The 17260-nt window shown below is 73.5% G+C and carries 14 protein-coding genes; 7 read left to right on the top strand and 7 right to left on the bottom strand.

The window, feature by feature from the left end:
- Nucleotides 1–132: 132 nt before the first annotated feature.
- The 5 genes from RAN62_RS10115 (at nucleotide 133) to RAN62_RS10095 (ending at nucleotide 4621) form a co-directional block, all read left to right on the top strand.
- Complete coding sequence (locus RAN62_RS10115; RefSeq protein ID WP_305784273.1) at nucleotides 133–300, top strand: hypothetical protein; 168 nt, start codon at nucleotides 133–135, stop codon at nucleotides 298–300.
- A gap of 122 nt (nucleotides 301–422) precedes the next feature.
- Nucleotides 423–1202: an exodeoxyribonuclease III gene (locus RAN62_RS10110; protein WP_305784272.1), complete on the top strand. Its 780-nt coding sequence runs from the start codon at nucleotides 423–425 to the stop codon at nucleotides 1200–1202.
- 129 nt (nucleotides 1203–1331) lie between these two features.
- On the top strand, nucleotides 1332–2993 hold the full coding sequence (locus RAN62_RS10105) for a PP2C family protein-serine/threonine phosphatase (protein ID WP_305784271.1): 1662 nt from the start codon (nucleotides 1332–1334) through the stop codon (nucleotides 2991–2993).
- Nucleotides 2993–4039: a cobalamin B12-binding domain-containing protein gene (locus RAN62_RS10100; RefSeq protein ID WP_305784270.1), complete on the top strand. Its 1047-nt coding sequence runs from the start codon at nucleotides 2993–2995 to the stop codon at nucleotides 4037–4039. Before RAN62_RS10105 ends, RAN62_RS10100 begins: the two co-directional genes overlap by 1 nt.
- Nucleotides 4040–4300: 261 nt before the next feature.
- Nucleotides 4301–4621: a hypothetical protein gene (locus RAN62_RS10095; protein ID WP_305784269.1), complete on the top strand. Its 321-nt coding sequence runs from the start codon at nucleotides 4301–4303 to the stop codon at nucleotides 4619–4621.
- 94 nt (nucleotides 4622–4715) lie between these two features.
- Here RAN62_RS10095 and RAN62_RS10090 read toward each other — a convergent pair whose 3' ends face one another.
- Nucleotides 4716–5660: an NAD-dependent epimerase/dehydratase family protein gene (locus tag RAN62_RS10090; RefSeq protein WP_305784268.1), complete on the bottom strand. Its 945-nt coding sequence runs from the start codon at nucleotides 5658–5660 to the stop codon at nucleotides 4716–4718.
- 60 nt (nucleotides 5661–5720) lie between these two features.
- Between RAN62_RS10090 and RAN62_RS10085 the strand changes: the two genes are divergently transcribed.
- Entirely contained in the window at nucleotides 5721–6143 is a 423-nt protein-coding gene (locus RAN62_RS10085; RefSeq protein ID WP_305784267.1) for a MarR family winged helix-turn-helix transcriptional regulator, read from the top strand.
- A gap of 97 nt (nucleotides 6144–6240) precedes the next feature.
- Here the strand turns inward: RAN62_RS10085 and RAN62_RS10080 are convergent, their stop codons facing one another.
- From RAN62_RS10080 to RAN62_RS10060, 5 genes are all read right to left on the bottom strand, one after another.
- A complete protein-coding gene (locus RAN62_RS10080) occupies nucleotides 6241–6975 on the bottom strand; it encodes a LamG-like jellyroll fold domain-containing protein (protein ID WP_305784266.1) in 735 nt (244 codons plus the stop codon).
- A gap of 65 nt (nucleotides 6976–7040) precedes the next feature.
- On the bottom strand, nucleotides 7041–7430 hold the full coding sequence (locus RAN62_RS10075; protein WP_305784265.1) for a DUF6401 family natural product biosynthesis protein: 390 nt from the start codon (nucleotides 7428–7430) through the stop codon (nucleotides 7041–7043).
- A gap of 87 nt (nucleotides 7431–7517) precedes the next feature.
- Entirely contained in the window at nucleotides 7518–9815 is a 2298-nt protein-coding gene (locus tag RAN62_RS10070; protein ID WP_305784264.1) for a putative bifunctional diguanylate cyclase/phosphodiesterase, read from the bottom strand.
- A 46-nt stretch (nucleotides 9816–9861) separates the two neighbouring features.
- Nucleotides 9862–13782 carry an ATP-dependent RNA helicase HrpA gene (gene hrpA, locus RAN62_RS10065; protein ID WP_305784263.1) on the bottom strand — a complete coding sequence of 1307 codons (3921 nt, stop codon included), beginning with the start codon at nucleotides 13780–13782 and terminating at the stop codon, nucleotides 9862–9864.
- Between the two features lie 43 nt (nucleotides 13783–13825).
- Complete coding sequence (locus tag RAN62_RS10060) at nucleotides 13826–14602, bottom strand: aldo/keto reductase (protein ID WP_305784262.1); 777 nt, start codon at nucleotides 14600–14602, stop codon at nucleotides 13826–13828.
- A gap of 81 nt (nucleotides 14603–14683) precedes the next feature.
- Between RAN62_RS10060 and RAN62_RS10055 the strand changes: the two genes are divergently transcribed.
- Nucleotides 14684–15040 (top strand): response regulator, encoded by a 357-nt coding sequence (locus RAN62_RS10055; protein WP_305784261.1) that lies wholly within the window; start codon nucleotides 14684–14686, stop codon nucleotides 15038–15040.
- Here the strand turns inward: RAN62_RS10055 and RAN62_RS10050 are convergent.
- Nucleotides 14982–17243 carry an ATP-binding protein gene (locus RAN62_RS10050; RefSeq protein WP_305784260.1) on the bottom strand — a complete coding sequence of 754 codons (2262 nt, stop codon included), beginning with the start codon at nucleotides 17241–17243 and terminating at the stop codon, nucleotides 14982–14984. The two genes, RAN62_RS10055 and RAN62_RS10050, sit on opposite strands and share 59 nt — an antisense overlap.
- Nucleotides 17244–17260: the final 17 nt, after the last annotated feature.

Genomic DNA, 17260 nt, shown 5'->3' with positions numbered 1-17260 from the left:
TCACCATTCGGTGACAAACGTCTTCCCAAGCCCTTCCGTTTCCCGCAGCGGGTCCGGCATATTTGCACGGCCGGGTTCCTTGCATGGGGCCCGGCGCTGCCGATCAGATGGAAACACCAGGGAGGCGATTGCATGGAGACACTGCTCGGATCCGAAGGCGCGACCATCTGGCTCGTCGCTGTTCTGCTCGTGCTGGCCTCCGGCCTCGCCGCCGCTCTGCTCGCGGCCACCCGCGCCGACGCCGTCCCGGTGCGCGCGAACCGCCGCCCCGCGACCCCCGGGCGCCGGCCCGTCGCCTGAGCGAGGCCACCGCGCCACCTCTGCCGGTCCCGCCGCTGCCGTCGTCGCCTGAGCCGGGCCGCTCGCGCCGGCCCCCGCGTGCCGGTCGTGCCCGGTCAGCGCTGATGGGGCAGGCTGGGAGCATGCGCTTCGCCACCTGGAACGTGAACTCCGTCAAGGCCCGCCTCCCCCGGCTGCTCGAGTGGCTGGGGCAGAGCGCCCCCGACGTGCTGTGCCTGCAGGAGACCAAGGTCACCGCGGACGGGTTCCCCGAGGCCGAGGTGGCCGCGCTGGGCTATGACACCGCGGCGTACGGGCAGGGACGCTGGAACGGTGTGGCGATCCTCTCGAAGATCGGCCTGGCCGACGTCGAGCGCGGCTTCCCCGGTGAGCCCGGCTACCCCGATCCCGAGGCGCGCGCCGTCTCCGCCACGTGCGGCGGGATCCGCTTCACCTCCGTGTACGTGCCGAACGGGCGCACGCCCGAGGACCCGCACTACGCGTACAAGCTGCGGTGGTTCTCCGCCCTGCGCGACGCGCTGGCCGAGCGGAAGGGCCCGGCCGTGGTGACCGGCGACTTCAACGTGGCGCCGACCGACGACGACGTGTGGGACCCGCGGCTGTTCGCCGACTCCACCCACGTGACCGCCCCGGAGCGGGCGGCGCTGGCCGACCTGCTGGCGCTCGGCTACGTGGACGTGCTGCCCCGGCCGCTCAAGGGTGATCGTCCGTACACCTACTGGGACTACCGTGCGGGCATGTTCCACCAGAACAAGGGCATGCGGATCGACCTCGTCTACGCGACCCCGGACGTGGCCGGCGCGGTGACGGACGCGCTGGTCGACCGGGAGGCCCGCAAGGGCAAGGGACCCTCCGACCACGCGCCCGTCGTGGTCGATCTCGCGGCCGGTTCCGCCTTCTGAGCCGGGCGGCTCGCAAGATTCCCGCGTAGGCTGTGCAGGATTACTTGTCGGCGGGGAGAGGAGAGAGGAGGACTTGTTGTGACAGCTCACCTGCCCGTTCAGGCCGGCGCCCGGCAGCATGGTCCACCCGTGCCCGCCCCCGCGCCGGCCCTGCTGCGCGCGGCGCTCGACGCCTCCTCCGAGGCGATCGTGCTCTGTTCCGCCGCTGACCACACCGTGCTGCTGGTCAACGGCGCCGCCATGCTGCTCGTGCCCGGCCTCGAGCCCGGCGTCCCGGCGGCCGGGGCGCCGCTGGCCGCGCTGGCCCGGGCGACGGCCGAGGGCAGCCTCGGCTTCGAGGAGGAGCACGAGGGCCGGCACCTGCGGGGCGAGCGCCGCCCGCTCGACGCCGGCCACTACGCGTGGTACCTGCGGGACGTCACCGAGGAGGTCCGGCGCACCGCCCAGTTCGACTCCGAGCGGGCGCGCACCGCCTTCCTGGCCGAGGCCGGCCGGCGGCTGTCGGCGTCGCTGCACACCCGCCGGGTCCTGCGGACGACCGTCGAGCTGGCCGCGTCGCACCTGGCCGATCTGGCCGTGGTCGTGCTGCCGCCGCGCCGCCGGCAGAGCGAGTGGATGCGCCTCGCCACCGGCGGTGACCTCGACGAGGGCACGCTGCGTGACCGCCTGCTGAGCGAGGTGCCCGGGCTGGAGGAGGCGCTCGCCGGCTTCCCGCCCATCCCGAGCCGCTGGCTGGACGCCTCCCAGGTGCCCGCCTGGCTGCTGCCGGGCGACTTCGGCCCGGTCGGCGCGCTGCTGGTCACGCCGCTGCCGGGCGCCGCCGAGCCGGCCGGCGCGCTGATCCTGGCCCGCCGGGGTCCCGACGCCGTCTTCACGCCCGAGGACGAGATGCTCGCCCGCATCTTCGCCGCCCGGGCCGGCTCGGCCATCTCGGCCGCCGCGCTCTATCGCGAGCAGGTCGAGACCACGGCGATCCTGCAGGCCGACCTGCTCCCGCCCGAGCTGCCGCAGCCCGACGGCGTGGAGCTCGTCGGCTCCTACCAGGCGGCGCGCGACGAGCTGCGCGTCGGCGGCGACTTCTACGACGTCTTCGGGCCCACCGCCACCAGCGCCGAGACCATCGTCGTGCTGGGCGACGTGTGCGGCAAGGGCGCCGAGGCCGCCGTGCTCACCGGCAAGATCCGCCAGACGCTGCGCGCGCTGCGCCTCGTCGAGGACGACCCGGCGACCATGCTCAAGGTGCTCAACACGGCCCTGCTCGGCGGCGGCCGGCAGCACCGGTTCGTCACGCTCGTCGTGGGCTCGATCGGCCGCGCCGAGCACGGGCGGGTCCGGCTGCAGCTCGCCACCGGCGGGCATCCCGTGCCGCTGATCCTGCGCACCGACGGCACGGTCGAGGCCGTCCCGGTCAAGGGCACGCTGGTCGGGGTCGTCCCGGACATCTCGGTGCACCCGGCGACGGTCGAGCTGGCGCCCGGCGAGACGTGCCTGTTCTACAGCGACGGGCTCATCGAGGCCCGCGGCGGCGCCACCGGTCAGGAGCAGTGGGGCGAGCAGCGCCTGCGTGACGCCCTGGCCAGCTGCCGCGACATGCCCGGCGACGCCGCGGTCGAGCGGGTCCGCCAGCTCGTGTCCGACTGGGTGCACGGCGGCGTCCGCGACGACATCGCCATGCTCGCCGTGCGGGCGCCCGCGCGCACCCGGCTGCGCTCGATGGAGACCGGCGGCCTGCCGGTCTCGCCCTTCGCGATCGACGCCCGGCGGGGCGAACGGAGGAACCGCACCCGCTGATGTCCGTCACCGTCACCACCCCGCCCCGGTCCCTGGAGGACCCCGCCGCCGGCGAGCGGTTCCTGCGCCTGGTCGGCGAGGGCGACGAGTTCGGCGCGGTCGAGCTCGTGACCGCCCTGCTGGACGCGGGCGAGCAGCCGCAGCGGATCATCCTCGGCCTGATCGCCCCCACCCAGAGCCGCGTCGGCGAGCTGTGGGCCGCCAACGAGTGGTCCGTCGCCCGCGAGCACGCGGCCACCGCGATCAGCGAGCGCGCCCTGGCCGCGGTCGCCGCCCGCACCTCGGTCCGCCCCACCCGCGGCCGCATCACCGTCGCCTGCGTCGACGGCGAGTGGCACGCCCTGCCGTCGCGCATGCTCGGCGAGATGCTGCGGCTCGACGGCTGGCGCGTCGACTTCCTCGGCGCCAACGTCCCCGGCCCGCACCTGGTCACCCACCTGCACCAGACCGGCCCCGACGCCGTCGCCCTGAGCTGCATGATCCCCACCCGTCTGCCCCGGGCCCACGCCGCCATCACCGCCTGCCGCTCGGTCGGCGTCCCGGTCATCACGGGCGGCCGCGGCTTCGGCCCGGACGGCCGCTGGGCCCACCGCCTGGGCGCCGACGCCTGGGCCGCCACCGCCGACGACGCCGTCGCCCGGCTCGCCCGCAAGTGGCCGCCGCCGCTCACCGACCCCTTCGAGTCCGCGTTCCTGGGCGACGACGAATACACGTACGTCGTCCGCCACCGCGGCGACCTCGTGCAGACCGCCCTGACCCGCCTGCTCGCCGCCTACCCGGCCATGAACGCCTACGACCAGCGCCAGCACGACGCCACCGCCGAGGACATGGGCCACATCGCCGACTTCCTCGCCGCGTCGCTCTACGTCGGCGACGAGACTGTGTTCACCGACTTCGTCGACTGGACCCAGGCCGTCCTGCGGGCGCGCGCGGTGCCGCCGGTGGCGCTGCGGGCCGGCCTGGAGGTCCTGGCCGAGCAGCTGCGCGACTTCCCCACAGCGACCGCGACGCTGCGCGCGGGTCTCGACCTGGCCGCGGGCGAATAGAGCACGCTCACCGAGCGAGCAGATCCCCCGCAGGCGAATAATCACTCGCGCGCATGCCGGGACGTGCCTACTGTTCTCGGCATGGAGTCCTGAGCTACTGCCTCTGCCGCATGCGGGCCCGGCCCGGCGTTCGATCGCCGCGGGCCCCGGCACCGGGTAGTTCCGGCGGCGCATGTCCGCCGTGGGTCCGCCGCGTCCGGCGCCCGGGGCTCATCTCTTTCGTCACCACGGCTTCCCCCTCTCCTGCTCAGGAGGATGCTCATGCCTGCACGCGACCTTCCCCCTCCCCCGCCCGGCGACGCCCGCGACCTGCGCCTCGACGCCGGCCACCCGCGCCCCGGCACCACCGGTCCGCTACCCGGCGCCGACGGTCTGCGGCTCGACGCCGACGAGGCCGCACGCCGGAAGCCGGCGGCGGCGATCGTCCCCGTCGTGGACGCCGGCGCGGGGAAGTCCCGCACCGCCCCGGCCCATCACGGCGCCGGGGATCCGCGCCAGGCCGCCCGGGAACGCTCCGGCCGCGCCCGGGCCGGTCGGGGCACCCCTGGCGGCGGCCGCTCCTACGCCTTCCGCCGGAGCTGATCGGCCCACCGCGGCGGAGCGGCCGAGCGAACCAAGGCCGGCCGCGGCCGAAAGCCCGCCCCGCCGACGACCGAGCCGGCGGGGCGGCGCCGCGTCAGCGCTCGTTCCCGGCCCGCAGCCACGCGATGTAGTCGGCCGCCGCCGCCGCTGTGTCGTACTCGGGCTCGAACCCGGTGTCCTCCCGCAGCCGGCTGATGTCCAGCCAGCTCCGCGGCTGCTCGCCCGCTGACGGCAGCTCGAACCGGAATCCCGGCTCCCCGGCCCGGATCGCCGCGATCACGTCGGCGTTGCTGGTGGCGTGGCCGGAGGCGACGTTGTACGTCCCGTGGCGCAACCCCTCGGTCAGCTGCAGCAGCGCCAGCGCCCGTCCGGTGTCGCGCACATACAGCAAGTCGAGCGCGTCCTCGGCGTGCGCGGGCCGCAGCAGCCCGGTCAGGTCCGGTGCCGTGCCCCGGGCCGCGCCCTGCAGGATCGACGGCGCGGCGAAGAACGGGTCGGGCAGGTGGCCGCCGGGGCCCCACGTGCCGGAGATGCGCGCGTTGACGATCTCGATGCCGGTCTCGGCCGCGAGGTGACCGCCGAGCAGCTCGAAGATCTTCTTGAAGGTCGGGATGGCGTGGGTGTGCGTGAGAGACAGCGGCATGTCCTCGGTGAGGGCGCCGGGCGTCCCGAAGCCGTAGACGCCGATCGTGCTGGCCGTCACCATGCGGCGCACGCCCCAGGCCCGGGCGGCCCGGACGACGTTGAGGTAGCCCTCCAGCGACCGCGCGGAGGTGTCGATCGGGTCGGCGGCGTCGTCGCCCCACGGGAGTGTGACGGCGAGGTGGACTATCCCGGTGATCGGGTGCTGTTTGCCGACGGCCAGCAACGCGTCGAGGTCGCCGATGTCGGCCCGGACAGCGTGCACGGGCAGGTCGGCGAGGGAGGCCGGAACCTCGGCGGTGCGGCGCTGGAGCAGGACGCTCTCCTGGCCGGCGGCGGCGAGGGCGCGGACGGTGTGGGAGCCGATGAAGCCGGCTCCTCCGGTCACGAGGATCATGTGTCAGTCCTTCTGATCGTCAGCGTTACTGACGATCAGCGTAGCGCGTAGGATGGCGGCATGTCCACGGCGCCCGACCCGCACGACGTGCTGGGTTATCTGCTCAAGCACGCCCACCTGCGGTTCACCGCCCTGACCGACACGGCGCTGCGGCCGCTCGGGATCGACAGCAAGGACTTCGGGGCGCTCCGGGTGCTCGCCGGGCGGGAGCCGGCCTCGCAGCTGCAGGTGGCGCAGCGGCTCGGCATCGACCGCACGACGATGGTGGCCCTGCTGGACGAGCTCGAGCGCAAGGGCGTCGTGGCCCGGCGGCCGGACCCGGGCGACCGGCGCCGCAACATCGTCGAGCTCACCGAGCAGGGCGAGCGGACCCTCGACGCCGCCCGGACGGCCTACCGGGAGGCGGAGGAGGACTTTCTCGCGGCCGTGCCCCCGCAGGCGGCGGCCCAGTTGCGCGCCACGCTGCGGGAGCTGGTCGAGTGACGAACGGGAGCCGGAACCCTTGCCGGGGTTCCGGCTCCCGCCCCTTTCCCGGGCCCCGCCGTCCGGGCCGATTCGAAAACGGCGGGCCGGGGGTCCGTCAGCCCACGCGGGCGATCACGTCGTCGAGCTCCCCGTGATAGAGGTCGCCGCCGAGGTTGGGGCCGCCGATGCGCAGCGGCAGGGCGTTGGCGACGGACAGCCCGGCCGGGATCGTCCCGTGACCCCGGTCGTGCCCGTCGACGAAGACGGTGAGCCGCGTGCCGGCCCGGACGCAGAGGATGTCGTGCCAGGCGCCGTCCGCGACGCCGGCCGAGGAGCGTACGAGGTGGATGACCGCCCGGGTCCCGCCCTGGCCGACCACGACGCAGTGGGCCTTGCCCTGGCGCGCGCCGATCTGCAGCTTCCACTGGCTGTCGGTGTCGGCGACGCCCTTCTGGACGACGTTGGCGGAGCCGGCGCCGAGCTGGGCCTTCGTCACGCGCACCTTCGCGCCCCACCGGAAGGGCCGGCTCTGCGGGTCGAGGTCGGGGTCGTCCGGGCCTTCGAGAAGGGCGCGCGGGCAGGGCTTGGCGGTCGTGCAGAGGGCCGGGAAGGCGGCGTGCCCGCCGGTGAGGGTGACCCGGCCGCCGGAGACGGAACGGACGGCGAGCGCGGGCCCGTGGCCCGACCGGTCGGCCAGCGAGCCGCCGTCGAAGGAGTACCGCGCCACGGTGACCGGTCCGGCCGCGGGAGCAGCCACCACCGCAGGAGCGGCCGGCGAAGCAGCAGCCGCGGCCGGGGCAACGCCGGCGAGAAGGGCCAGCAGGGGGACGAACGAGGCGGTGAGGCGCATGAGCGAAAAGTTACCTTCGCCCGATTGCTGCGGATAACGACGAGGATCAGCGTTTCGGGCAGGAGTTACAGCAGACCGGCCGACTCGGCGATCATGCAGACGGCCACCAGGCGCATCTGGTGCCAGTCGGCGGCCAGCCACGCGGTGCCGGTCAGCGGCGCGTGACCGGGCTCCGGCACGGCCCGGCCCATGCGCTTGGCGGCGAAGACGATCGACCGGGCGTACGCGGCCAGGCCGTCGGCGTCGACCTCGCGGCCCGCCCCGGCGAGCGCGTCCCGGACGGCGGCCGCGTGCTGGTCGACCTGGGCGAGCAGGCCCGCGTCGCCGAGCGCGGCGGCGAGGCCGTCGACGCCGACCCGGGCCATCATCTCGTCGAGGAAACCCCGCGCCGGGCAGGCCGGGACGAAGGCGGGAGCGGCAGCGGCGGCGGCGGAGACAGCGGCGGAGTTCGTCATGGCGAGAACGCTAGGGCCTGCCCGGGGGTGAAAACAGCGAGGTAACCGAACGGCACCCGACCGCTCCCCGGCACGCACCGGGGCGAGTCAGAAAACGGACTTGCGCCCCTGAAACGCCGTCAGCAGATCGGCCGCCGGGACCGGTCGCGAGTAGTAGTACCCCTGCGCCCGCTCGCAGCCCAGCTCGCGCAGGAAGGCGGCCTGCCCGGCGGTCTCGACGCCCTCCGCGATCGTGCCGAGGCGCAGCCCGGCGGCCAGGTCCACGATCGCCTTGACCATCGCGCGCAGCGCCGGGTCGCCGGCGCCGGACGGCATGAACGACTTGTCGATCTTGACGTGGTCGATCGGCAGGTCCCGCAGGTAGGCCAGCGACGAGTAGCCCGTCCCGAAGTCGTCGATCGCCACGCGCACCCCGCGGGCCCGTAGCGTCTCCAGGTGCCGGATGGCCTGCTCGGTGACCGCGCCCGAGGCGACCAGCACCCCCTCGGTGATCTCCAGGATCAGGGAGGCCGGGGGCAGCCCCGAGGTGCGCAGCGCGTCGAGGACCAGGGCGGCGAAGTCGGGCTCGCGCAGCTGCCGGGGCGAGACGTTGACCGAGGCGGCGAGGGGGTGACCGAGTCGCTGCCAGCCGGCGACGACCTCGCAGGCGCGGTGCAGGACCCACGTGCCGATCGGCACGATGAGCCCGCTGTCCTCGGCCGCGGCGATGAACTTGTCGGGCGGGATCATCGGCCCGCCGGCCGGCTGCCAGCGGATCAGGGCCTCGACGCCGGTCATGCGCTCGTCCGCGAGGCGGATCAGCGGCTGGTAGTGGACCACGAGCTCGTCGCGCTCGATCGCGCCGCGCAGGCGCTCGACCGTACGGGAGACCGCCAGCTTCTCCTCGGTCAGCGCGGGCGTCCAGCGGGTCAGCTGGTCCCGGCCGGCCGCCTTGGCCGCGTGCAGCGCCAGGTACGCGTCCCGCAGCACATCCCCGGTCAGCAACTCCGGATCGAGCTCCCGCAGCCCGAGGCTCACCGTCGCGAACAGCTCGTGCGCCTGGACGGTGAACGGCTCGCGCGTGGCGGACAGGAAGCGCTCGCCGAGCCGGGTGCACGCCACCACGTCGGCGTCCCGGACGACGACGGCGAACTCGTCGCTGTCCAGCCGGGCCAGCACGCTCCCGTCCGGCACCAGCTCGAGCAGCCGCCCGGCCACGGCCAGCAGCAGGTCGTCGCCGACGGCGTGCCCGAACCGGTCGTTGATGTCCTTGAAGCCGTCGAGGTCGGCGACGATCAGCGCCCCGGTGCTCCCCGCGGCGAGCGCGGCGGTGATCCGCTCGTACAGGACCTCGCGGTTGGGCAGCCCGGTGAGGCTGTCGTGCTGGGCCTGGTGGCGCAGCTCCCCCTGCAGCTCCTCCTGGCGCGACAGCGACTCCTGCAGGGCCACGGCGTGCCGGCGGGCGATCTGGTTGATCTGCCGCATCCGGGTCACGACCAGCGCGGACGTCAGGGCCGTGGCGCCCACCGGGACGACGATGTCCGCGGCGTTCACCCCGCCGTTCATGGCCTCGTGCAGCAGGTAGATGCCGGTCAGGATCGGGGTGGCGACCACGGTGACGATGTAGACGCGGGTGCCGCCCACGCCGTCCAGCGTCTCGGCGTCCCCCGGGGCCGGCTGGGCCACCGCCATCGACGGGTGCAGGGCCGCGGTCCCCAGGAGCGTGTTGGAGAGCAGCCAGCTGACCTGGCTCACCATGGGCGCGCCGCCGCCGGCGACGACCGACACGAAGAACGCCGTGTCCGCGGTCAGCAGGGCGAAGGTCATCGCGGCGATGAGCAGGTACGCCACCGACCGCACCCCGGCGACCAGCAGCAACCGCAACGCCAGCGCGAAGAGCAGCACGTCGAGCATCGGGAAGACGACGATGTGCGCCTGGTCGGGCAGGCGGCCGGGGTCGAGCACGAGCGGGTCGACCAGCAGCGTCCACCACACCACGGCCGCGCCGCCCGCGATGATCCCCGCCTCGGTGTAGCCGGCGAACCACAAGCTCCGGCGGCCCTGCACGGGCAGGACGGCGAGCGCCACGCCCAGCAGCGGATAGGTCGTGTAGTAGAGGAAGTCGGCGCCGGGCGTGAGCACCGGCCAGAGCACGTTGCTGACGACCGTGTAGATCACCGCCGCGAGCAGGACGTGCCAGCCGAGCCGGTACCGGGGCCGGTGCAGCCGCAGCCCCAGGACCAGCGCGGGCGCCACGACGGCCGCGGCGGTCAGCTCGGCGGCGTTGCGCGGCCCGGACGGGCGGATGAAGGGCGTGGCCACGACGACGACGGCCATGGCTCCCGCGAACCACAGCCACCAGGGCCGGGCCGTGCCCGCCCGCGCCGCCACCCCGCCTTCCGTCATCATCACTCACGGTGACACGAACGACGGGAAGAGAGGGGCAAAACGGTCAGGCAGGCAGCTGATCCATCGCCTTGAAGATCCGTTTGTCCGAAACGGGGTAGGCCGTCCCGAGCGACTGCGCGAAGAAATTGATCCGCAGCTCCTCGATCATCCAGCGGACCTCCCGCAGCCCCTCCTCGGCCGGCCCGCCCCGGGCCTGCTCGGCGCGCAGCTCCTTGTACTCCTGCTCGATCTCCTGCAGCTGCGCCATCAGCTGCCGGTCGCGCCCGAGGTTGCCGCCGAGGCGGTCCAGCCTGTACGCGATGCCCTTGAGATAGCGCGGGAGATGGTGCAGCTGCTTCCAGCCGGTCTCGGTGACGAAGCCGGCGTACACCAGGCCCTTGAGCTGGGCCCGGATGTCGGCGAGAGCGGGCACGAGGGCCGGGTCGCGGGTCGTGCCCAGGCGCTGGCTCACGTCGTAGGCCGTGGCGAGCACCGCCTGCACCTGGGTGACCACGTTCGCCGTGGCGTCGACCAGGTCCTGGCGCACCTCGTCGCGCAGCTTCGTGAACGCCTCGGAGGACCAGGCGGGACCGCCGGCGTCCTGCACCAGCCGGTCCACTGCCGCGCCCGCGCAGTCGTCGAGGAGATCCGCGATCGACCGGTACGGGTTCCCGCGCGACAACTCGAGCTTGGCCCGGTTGTCCAGCCGTCCCTGCAGGTAGCGCGCCGCCGGCGGCAGCGTGAGCAGGAGCAGCCGGCGCGTGCCGGCGCGCATCGCCTCCCGCTGCTCGGCCTCCGTCTCGAAGACCCGGATCGCCACGCTGTCCGTCTCGTCCGCGAGCGCCGGATAGACCGTGACCTCGTAGCCGCCGCGCACCTGCTTGACCGAGCGCTGCAGCGTGCCGAAGTCGTTGGTCGTGATGCCCCGCCGCTCGATGTCGCCGGCGGCCTGGCTGATCGTGGCCTGCACCTTCGGGGCGAGCGAGGCCCGCAGCACCTCGAGGTCGCGCCCCTCCCCCGCGACCTGCCCGTCCTCGCTGACCACGCGGAAGTTCATGCGCAGGTGGTCGGGCACCTGGTCGGGGCGCCACGCGTCGCGCGGGACGACCGTGCCGGTGAGCCGGCGCAGCTCGTCGCCGACCGCGTCGCTGAGCGCGCCCCGGCGGGCGGGGATGCGGCCGAGCACGGCGTCGGCCCAGTCCGGCACCGGGACGAAGCTGGTGCGCAGGTGTTTCGGCAGGGCCCGGATCAGCGCGACGATGATGTCCTTGCGCAGCCCCGGCACGTTCCAGCCGAAGTCGTCGCCGTCGAGCTTGTTGAGCAGCGGCAACGGCACCTGCACGGTCACGCCGTCGGCCTGTTTCCCCGGCTCGAACTGATAGCTCAGCGGCAGCCGCACCCCGCCGGCCAGCCACGCGTCCGGGTAGGCGCCCGGGTCCACGCCGTCGCGGCCGGTGTTGACCAGCATCTCGCGGGTGAAGGTGAGCAGCTTCGGGTCGGCGTGGCGGGCCTTCTTCCACCAGGCGTCGAAGTGCCGGGCGGAGACCACGTCCGCGGGGATGCGGGCGTCGTAGAGCGCGAACACGGTCTCGTCGTCGACCTTGATGTCGCGGCGGCGGGCCCTGTTCTCGATCTCCTCGATGCGCTCGAGCAGCTTGGCGTTCTCGGCGAAGAACGGGTGGTGCGTCTCCCAGTCGCCCTCGACCAGCGCGTGCCGGATGAACAGCTCGCGCGAGACGACCGGATCGACCCGGGCATAGCCCACCTTGCGGCGCGGGACGATCGGGAGGCCGTAGAGCGTGACCTTCTCGTACGCCATGACGGCGCCCTGCTTCTTCTCCCAGTGCGGCTCACTGTAGGAGCGCTTGACCAGGTGCGGCGCGAGCTTCTCGGCCCACTCGGGCTCGATCCGGGCGTTGACCCGGCCCCAGAGCCGCGACGTCTCGACCAGCTCGGCCGACATGACCCAGCGCGGCTGCTTCTTGAACAGCGCCGACCCCGGGAAGATCGCGAACTTGGCCCCGCGGGCGCCGAGATATTCGCGCTTGTCGGTGTCCTTGAGCCCGATGTGGCTGAGCAGGCCGGACAGCAGCGCGGTGTGCAGCCGCTGCGCCTCGGGCACGCCCTCGGCGTCCTCGGTGACGGTCAGCTCGAGCTGCCGCGTCGCCACCTGCCGCAGCTGGGCGTAGAGATCCTGCCATTCGCGTACGCGCAGATAGTTGAGGAACTCCGTCCGGCACATCCGCCGGAACTGGTTGCCGGACAGCTCCTTCTGCTTGTCGCGCAGATGCCGCCACAGATTGAGGTACGAGAAGAAGTCCGACTCCTTGTCGACGAAGCGGCTGTGCTTCTCGTCCGCCTGCTGTTGCTTGTCGACCGGACGCTCGCGCGGGTCCTGGATCGACAGCGCCGCCGCGATGACCATGACCTCGGCCACGCAGTCCTGCTCGCCGCCCTCGATGACCATGCGGGCCAGTCGCGGGTCGACGGGCAGCTGCGCCAGCCGGCGGCCCATAGGGGTCAGTTTCGCGCGATCGAGGGCGCCGAGCTCTTCCAGAAGCTTGACGCCGTCGGTGACGTTGCGCCGGTCCGGCGGGTCGATGAACGGGAACTTCGTCAGGTCGCCGAGGCCCAGGTTGGTCATCTGGAGGATGACGGAGGCCAGGTTGGTGCGCAGGATCTCCGGCTCGGTGAACTCCGGACGGCCCTCGAAGTCTTCCTCGCTGTAAAGGCGGATGCAGATGCCGTCCGACGTACGGCCGCAGCGGCCCTTGCGCTGGTTGGCGCTGGCCTGCGACACGGGCTCGATGGGCAGCCGCTGCACCTTGAGCCGGTTGCTGTAGCGGCTGATCCGGGCCGTGCCGGGGTCGATCACATAGCGGATGCCCGGGACGGTCAGCGACGTCTCGGCGACGTTGGTGGCCAGCACCACGCGGCGGCCGGCGTGCCGCTCGAAGACCTTGTGCTGCTCGGCGGCGGACAACCGGCCGTAGAGCGGGACGATCTCGGTGTTGCGCAGGTTGCGCTTGCTCAGGGCGTCGTCGGTGTCGCGGATCTCGCGCTCGCCGCTGAGGAAGACGAGGATGTCGCCGTCGGACTCGCGGCCCAGCTCGTCGACGGCCTCGGCGATGCCGTCGACCAGGTCGACCGGCTCCTCCTTCTCGTCGATCTCCTCGACGAGCGGCCGGTAGCGGACCTCCACGGGATAGGTCCGGCCCGAGACCTCGATGACCGGGGCCGGTTTCCCGTCGCGGTCCGCGAAGTGCTCGGCGAAGCGCTGCGTCTCGATCGTCGCCGACGTGATGATCAGCTTGAGATCGGGGCGCTGCGGCAGGAGCTGCTTGAGATAGCCGAGGATGAAGTCGATGTTGAGGCTGCGCTCGTGCGCCTCGTCGATGATCAGGGTGTCGTAACGGGTCAGCCGCCGGTCGTGCTGGATCTCGGCCAGCAGGATGCCGTCGGTCATCACCTTGATCATGGTCTCGTCGGAGACCTGGTCGGTGAAGCGGACCTTGTAGCCCACGGTCGAGCCCAGCGGCCGGTCGAGCTCCTCGGCGATGCGCTCGGCGACCGTGCGGGCGGCGATGCGGCGGGGCTGGGTGTGCCCGATCTGCCCGCGCAGGCCCCGGCCCAGCTCGACGCACATCTTGGGGATCTGGGTGGTCTTGCCCGAGCCGGTCTCGCCCGCCACGATGACGACCTGGTGGTCGCGGATCGCGGCGAGGATGTCCTCGCGGCGGGCGCTGACCGGCAACGACTCGGGATAGGTGACCGCCGGCACCGACGCGGCGACGGCCGCCAGCCGGGCCTCGGCGGCGGCGACCGCCTCGGTGATCTCGGCGATCGCCGCGGCCTTGCGGGCCTCGTCGCGGATCTTGCGGGTGCCTTCGAGACGCCGCCCGAGGCGGTGCTCGTCGCGCGGGAGAAGGTCGGACATCCTGCGGCGGAGGGCGGCAAGATCGGCACTGACGGGAGCTACAGACATGGCGCGTCAACAATAGGCACTCCGGGCGCGAAGTGCCTCGTGATTAACGTCCCCCGAGCGCGTCGACGCGGGCCATCTCGTCGTCGGTGAGCTCGAAGCCGTCGATCGCGAAGTTGCTCCGGATGCGCTCGGGCGTCGTGCTCTTCGGGATGACGACGATGCCGTGCTGCACGTGCCAGCGCAGCACCACCCGGGCCGCGTCGACGAAGTGCGCCTCGGCGATGCCGGTCAGCACCGGGTCGTGCAGGTTCGTCGTCTTGAACGGCGAGTAGCCCTCCACGACGATGCCGCGCTTGCGGTGCTGGGCGACCAGCTCGGCGTCGAAGAGCTTCGGGCCCCAGCGGACCTGGTTGACCTGCGGCGCGACGCCCGTCTCGCCGATCAGCTCGTCGAGCTCGGCCACGTCGTAGTTGCTCACGCCGATCGCCCGGGCCCGGCCCTCGTCGCGGGCGGCCAGGAACTCGCGCCAGACCGCGACGGACTGGCCCCGGCGCGGCGGCCAGTGGATGAGCCACAGGTCCACGGCGTCGAGGCCGAGCGCCTGCAGGCTGGCGTCGAGCGTCTGCCGCTCCTGTCCGGCCCGCTCGGGCGGGAGCTTGGTGGTGACGAAGATCTCGTCGCGCGGCACCCCGCTGTCGGCGAGCGCGCGGCCCACCTCGGCCTCGTTGCCGTACATGGTGGCGGTGTCGATGTGGCGGTAGCCCGCCGCCAGGGCGGCCAGCACCGATTCGTACGCGGCGTCGCCGCGGATCTGCCAGGTGCCGAAGCCGAGCAACGGCATCTCCCGGCCGTTGCCGAGAGGCACTGAGGGAACAGTCATCCCTCCTCTCTACCCCGTTTCCTCGCCGCCCCTCGGTCTTTAGGGGAGGCGACACCGTCGTCACGTCAGGAGAGGCCACCCATGATCGTCGTTGCCGAGGACCACGAGGACATCCTGTTCGTGCTGCGGCGCGCCCTGGAACGCGCCGGGCACCAGGTGGTCGCCGCCACCGACGGGGCCGCCGCGCTCGAGGCCGTCCGCGCGCACCGGCCCGACGTCGTGGTCACCGACGTCGACATGCCCCGGATGACCGGGCTCGACCTGTGCCGGGCCATCCGCGCCGACGCGGAGCTGCGGCACATCCCGGTCGTACTGGCCAGCGGGTCGATGCTGCCCGGCGACACCCGGGCCGAGGAGGTGGGCGCGAGCGCGACGCTGCTCAAGCCGTTCCTGCCGGCCCAGCTTCTCGCACTGGTGTCGTCGCTGATGCCGGCCTGATCACCGTGCCCTCGATCGCCTTGCGCTCGGCCAGGGCGCGCTCGAGCGCCGCCGCCTGAGCCGGCCGGCCGGCCAGCGGGGCCAGGGGCAGCGTGAAGTGGAAGCGGGTGCCGCCGCCGGGGTTGTCGGCCACGCCGATCGTGCCGCCGTGCCGTTCCACGATGCGGCGGCAGATCGCGAGGCCCAGGCCGGTGCCGGCGTATCCGGCGGCGGACTGCGCCCGGTGGAACGACTCGAAGACGGCGGGCTTGTCCTCGTCGGGGATGCCGATGCCGCGGTCGGCCACCTCGACGCGGGTCCAGCCCGGCTGCGCCTCGCCGCAGGTGACGTCGACCCGGGCGGCCCGGCCCCGCTGGACGTACTTGACGGCGTTGCCGATCAGGTTGTCCAGCACGTGCCGCAGCATGGCGGCGTCGGCGACCACGGCCGGCAGCGGGCCGACGTAGAAGTCGGGTGCCGCCGCGCCGGGACGCAGGTGTTCCGTACGCGTCTGGATGATGTCCGCCACCAGCGGGGCCAGCGGCACGGTGTCCAGCTTCAGCGGGGCGTCGCGGGCCGTCGTGTAGGCGAGCAGCGTGTCGATGAGCGCCGTCATCCGGTCGACGGCGTTGGCGATCCGGTCCAGGGCCGCGCGTGCCTCGAACACCTCGGGCCCCTCCGGGGCGTCGGCCAGCTCGTCGGCGGCCGTCTCGCAGTGCCCGCGGATCACGGCGAGCGGGGCCTTGAGGTCGTGGGCGACGACCCCGGCGAAGACGGCGAGATCGGTCTCGTACCGCCGCAGCTCGGTGATGTCGTGGAAGACCGCGACCGCGCCGGGCAGCCCGGCGCTCGGATCGAGCGGGCGCCCGTCCACGCTGACCAGGATCCCGTCGGGCCGCTGCTCGTTGCGGATCAGGATCTCGACGCCGTCGGAGGACTCGCCGCGCAACCCGCGCATCAGCGGCAGCTCGTCGAGGGGGAACGGCGTGCGCCCGTCCGGCCGGAACAGCCCGTAGTGGGCCTGCCAGCCGCCCGGCCCGTCGACCTCGTCGGTGACCCCGAGCAGGGCCTTGGCCGCCGGGTTGTGCAGCAGGAACTCGCCGTGCTCGTCGACCACGCCGACGCCGTCGCCGATGCTGGTCATGACGGCGGCGAGCAGCCCGGCCTGGCGGCGGCTCTCGGCTTCGGCCTCGCGCAGCTCGGCGGTCGCCACGAGCACCTGCTGCCGGGCCCGGGCGCGGCCGGTGGCGAGGACCCACACCAGCAGGGCCAGCATCAGCGTGATGAGCGGGCCGGCCAGCAGCACGGTCGCCGGGGTGGCGGTGCGCGCACCGGGCAGCACCCGCGAGTCCGCGCCGGTCACCAGTGTCCACTGCCGGTCGGCGACGGGGAAGGTGGCGCGGCGTTCGAGGTCGCGGCGGCCGCGGGCGTCGTACGCGGCGACCTGCACCCGGCGCCGGTCGCCGTCCTCGGCGTAGAGCTCCCCGTCGAGCACCCCCTGCCCGGCCTGGTCGAGCACGCCGCCGAGGAAGTCCCGGCCGTGCAGCCCGAGCGCGAGCCAGCCCTGGAACTCCGACGACGCGTAGACCGGGGTCACGAACAAGAAGGACAGCTGCTGCTGGGGCGCGGGGATGTCCCGGTCGCGCAGGAGCACGTACGCGTCGGAGACGGCCGGCTGCCCGGTGCGGCGCGCGGTGACCAGGGCGGCCGTGCCCTCCCGCGAAGCGGCGACGTCGAGGCCGGCGCTCACCGTCGGGGGCCCGTCGAGGCTGCGCTGGAAGATCGAGAAGTAGTGCGCGGCGCCCGTGCCCTTCGGTTGCAGCTCCAGGCCGGGGGCGCCGCGGGTGCGCCACATCCGCTGGGTCTCCGCGACCTGGGGCAGATCGGCGGCGACCACGAACGCGACCGAGGTGGCGCCGGGCAGCCGGGCCCGGTCGAGCGGGGCGGTGGCGGCGGCGAAGTCGGCGGCGGTCAGCCGGGCGTTCGTGCCCAGCCCGGCCGCGACGGCCTGCATGAGGTCGCGGTAGCGGCTGGTCTCGGTGAGCACGGCGTTGCGGGCGACGGCCGTGCGCTGGTCCATGACCCGCGCGGCGTCGGCCTGCTGGTCGTCACGCAGCGCCCCGACGACGAGCAGGGTGACGGTGAGGCCGATGACGACCACGTTGGCGGCGAGCAGCGGACCGACCCAGCGGCCCTGCCACGCGCTGACCGACTCACCCCTCACCAATGCGAGCATAATAC

The organism is Symbioplanes lichenis (genome assembly GCF_030709675.1).
Lineage (GTDB): Bacteria > Actinomycetota > Actinomycetes > Mycobacteriales > Micromonosporaceae > Actinoplanes > Actinoplanes lichenis.
This window is presented reverse-complemented; position numbering and strand designations above follow the sequence as displayed.

Coding starts and splice junctions, on each gene's coding strand:
- RAN62_RS10055 (WP_305784261.1), top strand. CDS start 14,684: ATGATCGTCGTTGCCGAGGACCACGAGGACATCCTGTTCGTGCTGCGG.
- RAN62_RS10075 (WP_305784265.1), bottom strand. CDS start 7,430: ATGACGAACTCCGCCGCTGTCTCCGCCGCCGCCGCTGCCGCTCCCGCC.
- RAN62_RS10070 (WP_305784264.1), bottom strand. CDS start 9,815: ATGACGGAAGGCGGGGTGGCGGCGCGGGCGGGCACGGCCCGGCCCTGG.
- RAN62_RS10110 (WP_305784272.1), top strand. CDS start 423: ATGCGCTTCGCCACCTGGAACGTGAACTCCGTCAAGGCCCGCCTCCCC.
- hrpA (WP_305784263.1), bottom strand. CDS start 13,782: ATGTCTGTAGCTCCCGTCAGTGCCGATCTTGCCGCCCTCCGCCGCAGG.
- RAN62_RS10060 (WP_305784262.1), bottom strand. CDS start 14,602: ATGACTGTTCCCTCAGTGCCTCTCGGCAACGGCCGGGAGATGCCGTTG.
- RAN62_RS10090 (WP_305784268.1), bottom strand. CDS start 5,660: ATGATCCTCGTGACCGGAGGAGCCGGCTTCATCGGCTCCCACACCGTC.
- RAN62_RS10085 (WP_305784267.1), top strand. CDS start 5,721: ATGTCCACGGCGCCCGACCCGCACGACGTGCTGGGTTATCTGCTCAAG.
- RAN62_RS10115 (WP_305784273.1), top strand. CDS start 133: ATGGAGACACTGCTCGGATCCGAAGGCGCGACCATCTGGCTCGTCGCT.
- RAN62_RS10095 (WP_305784269.1), top strand. CDS start 4,301: ATGCCTGCACGCGACCTTCCCCCTCCCCCGCCCGGCGACGCCCGCGAC.
- RAN62_RS10080 (WP_305784266.1), bottom strand. CDS start 6,975: ATGCGCCTCACCGCCTCGTTCGTCCCCCTGCTGGCCCTTCTCGCCGGC.
- RAN62_RS10100 (WP_305784270.1), top strand. CDS start 2,993: ATGTCCGTCACCGTCACCACCCCGCCCCGGTCCCTGGAGGACCCCGCC.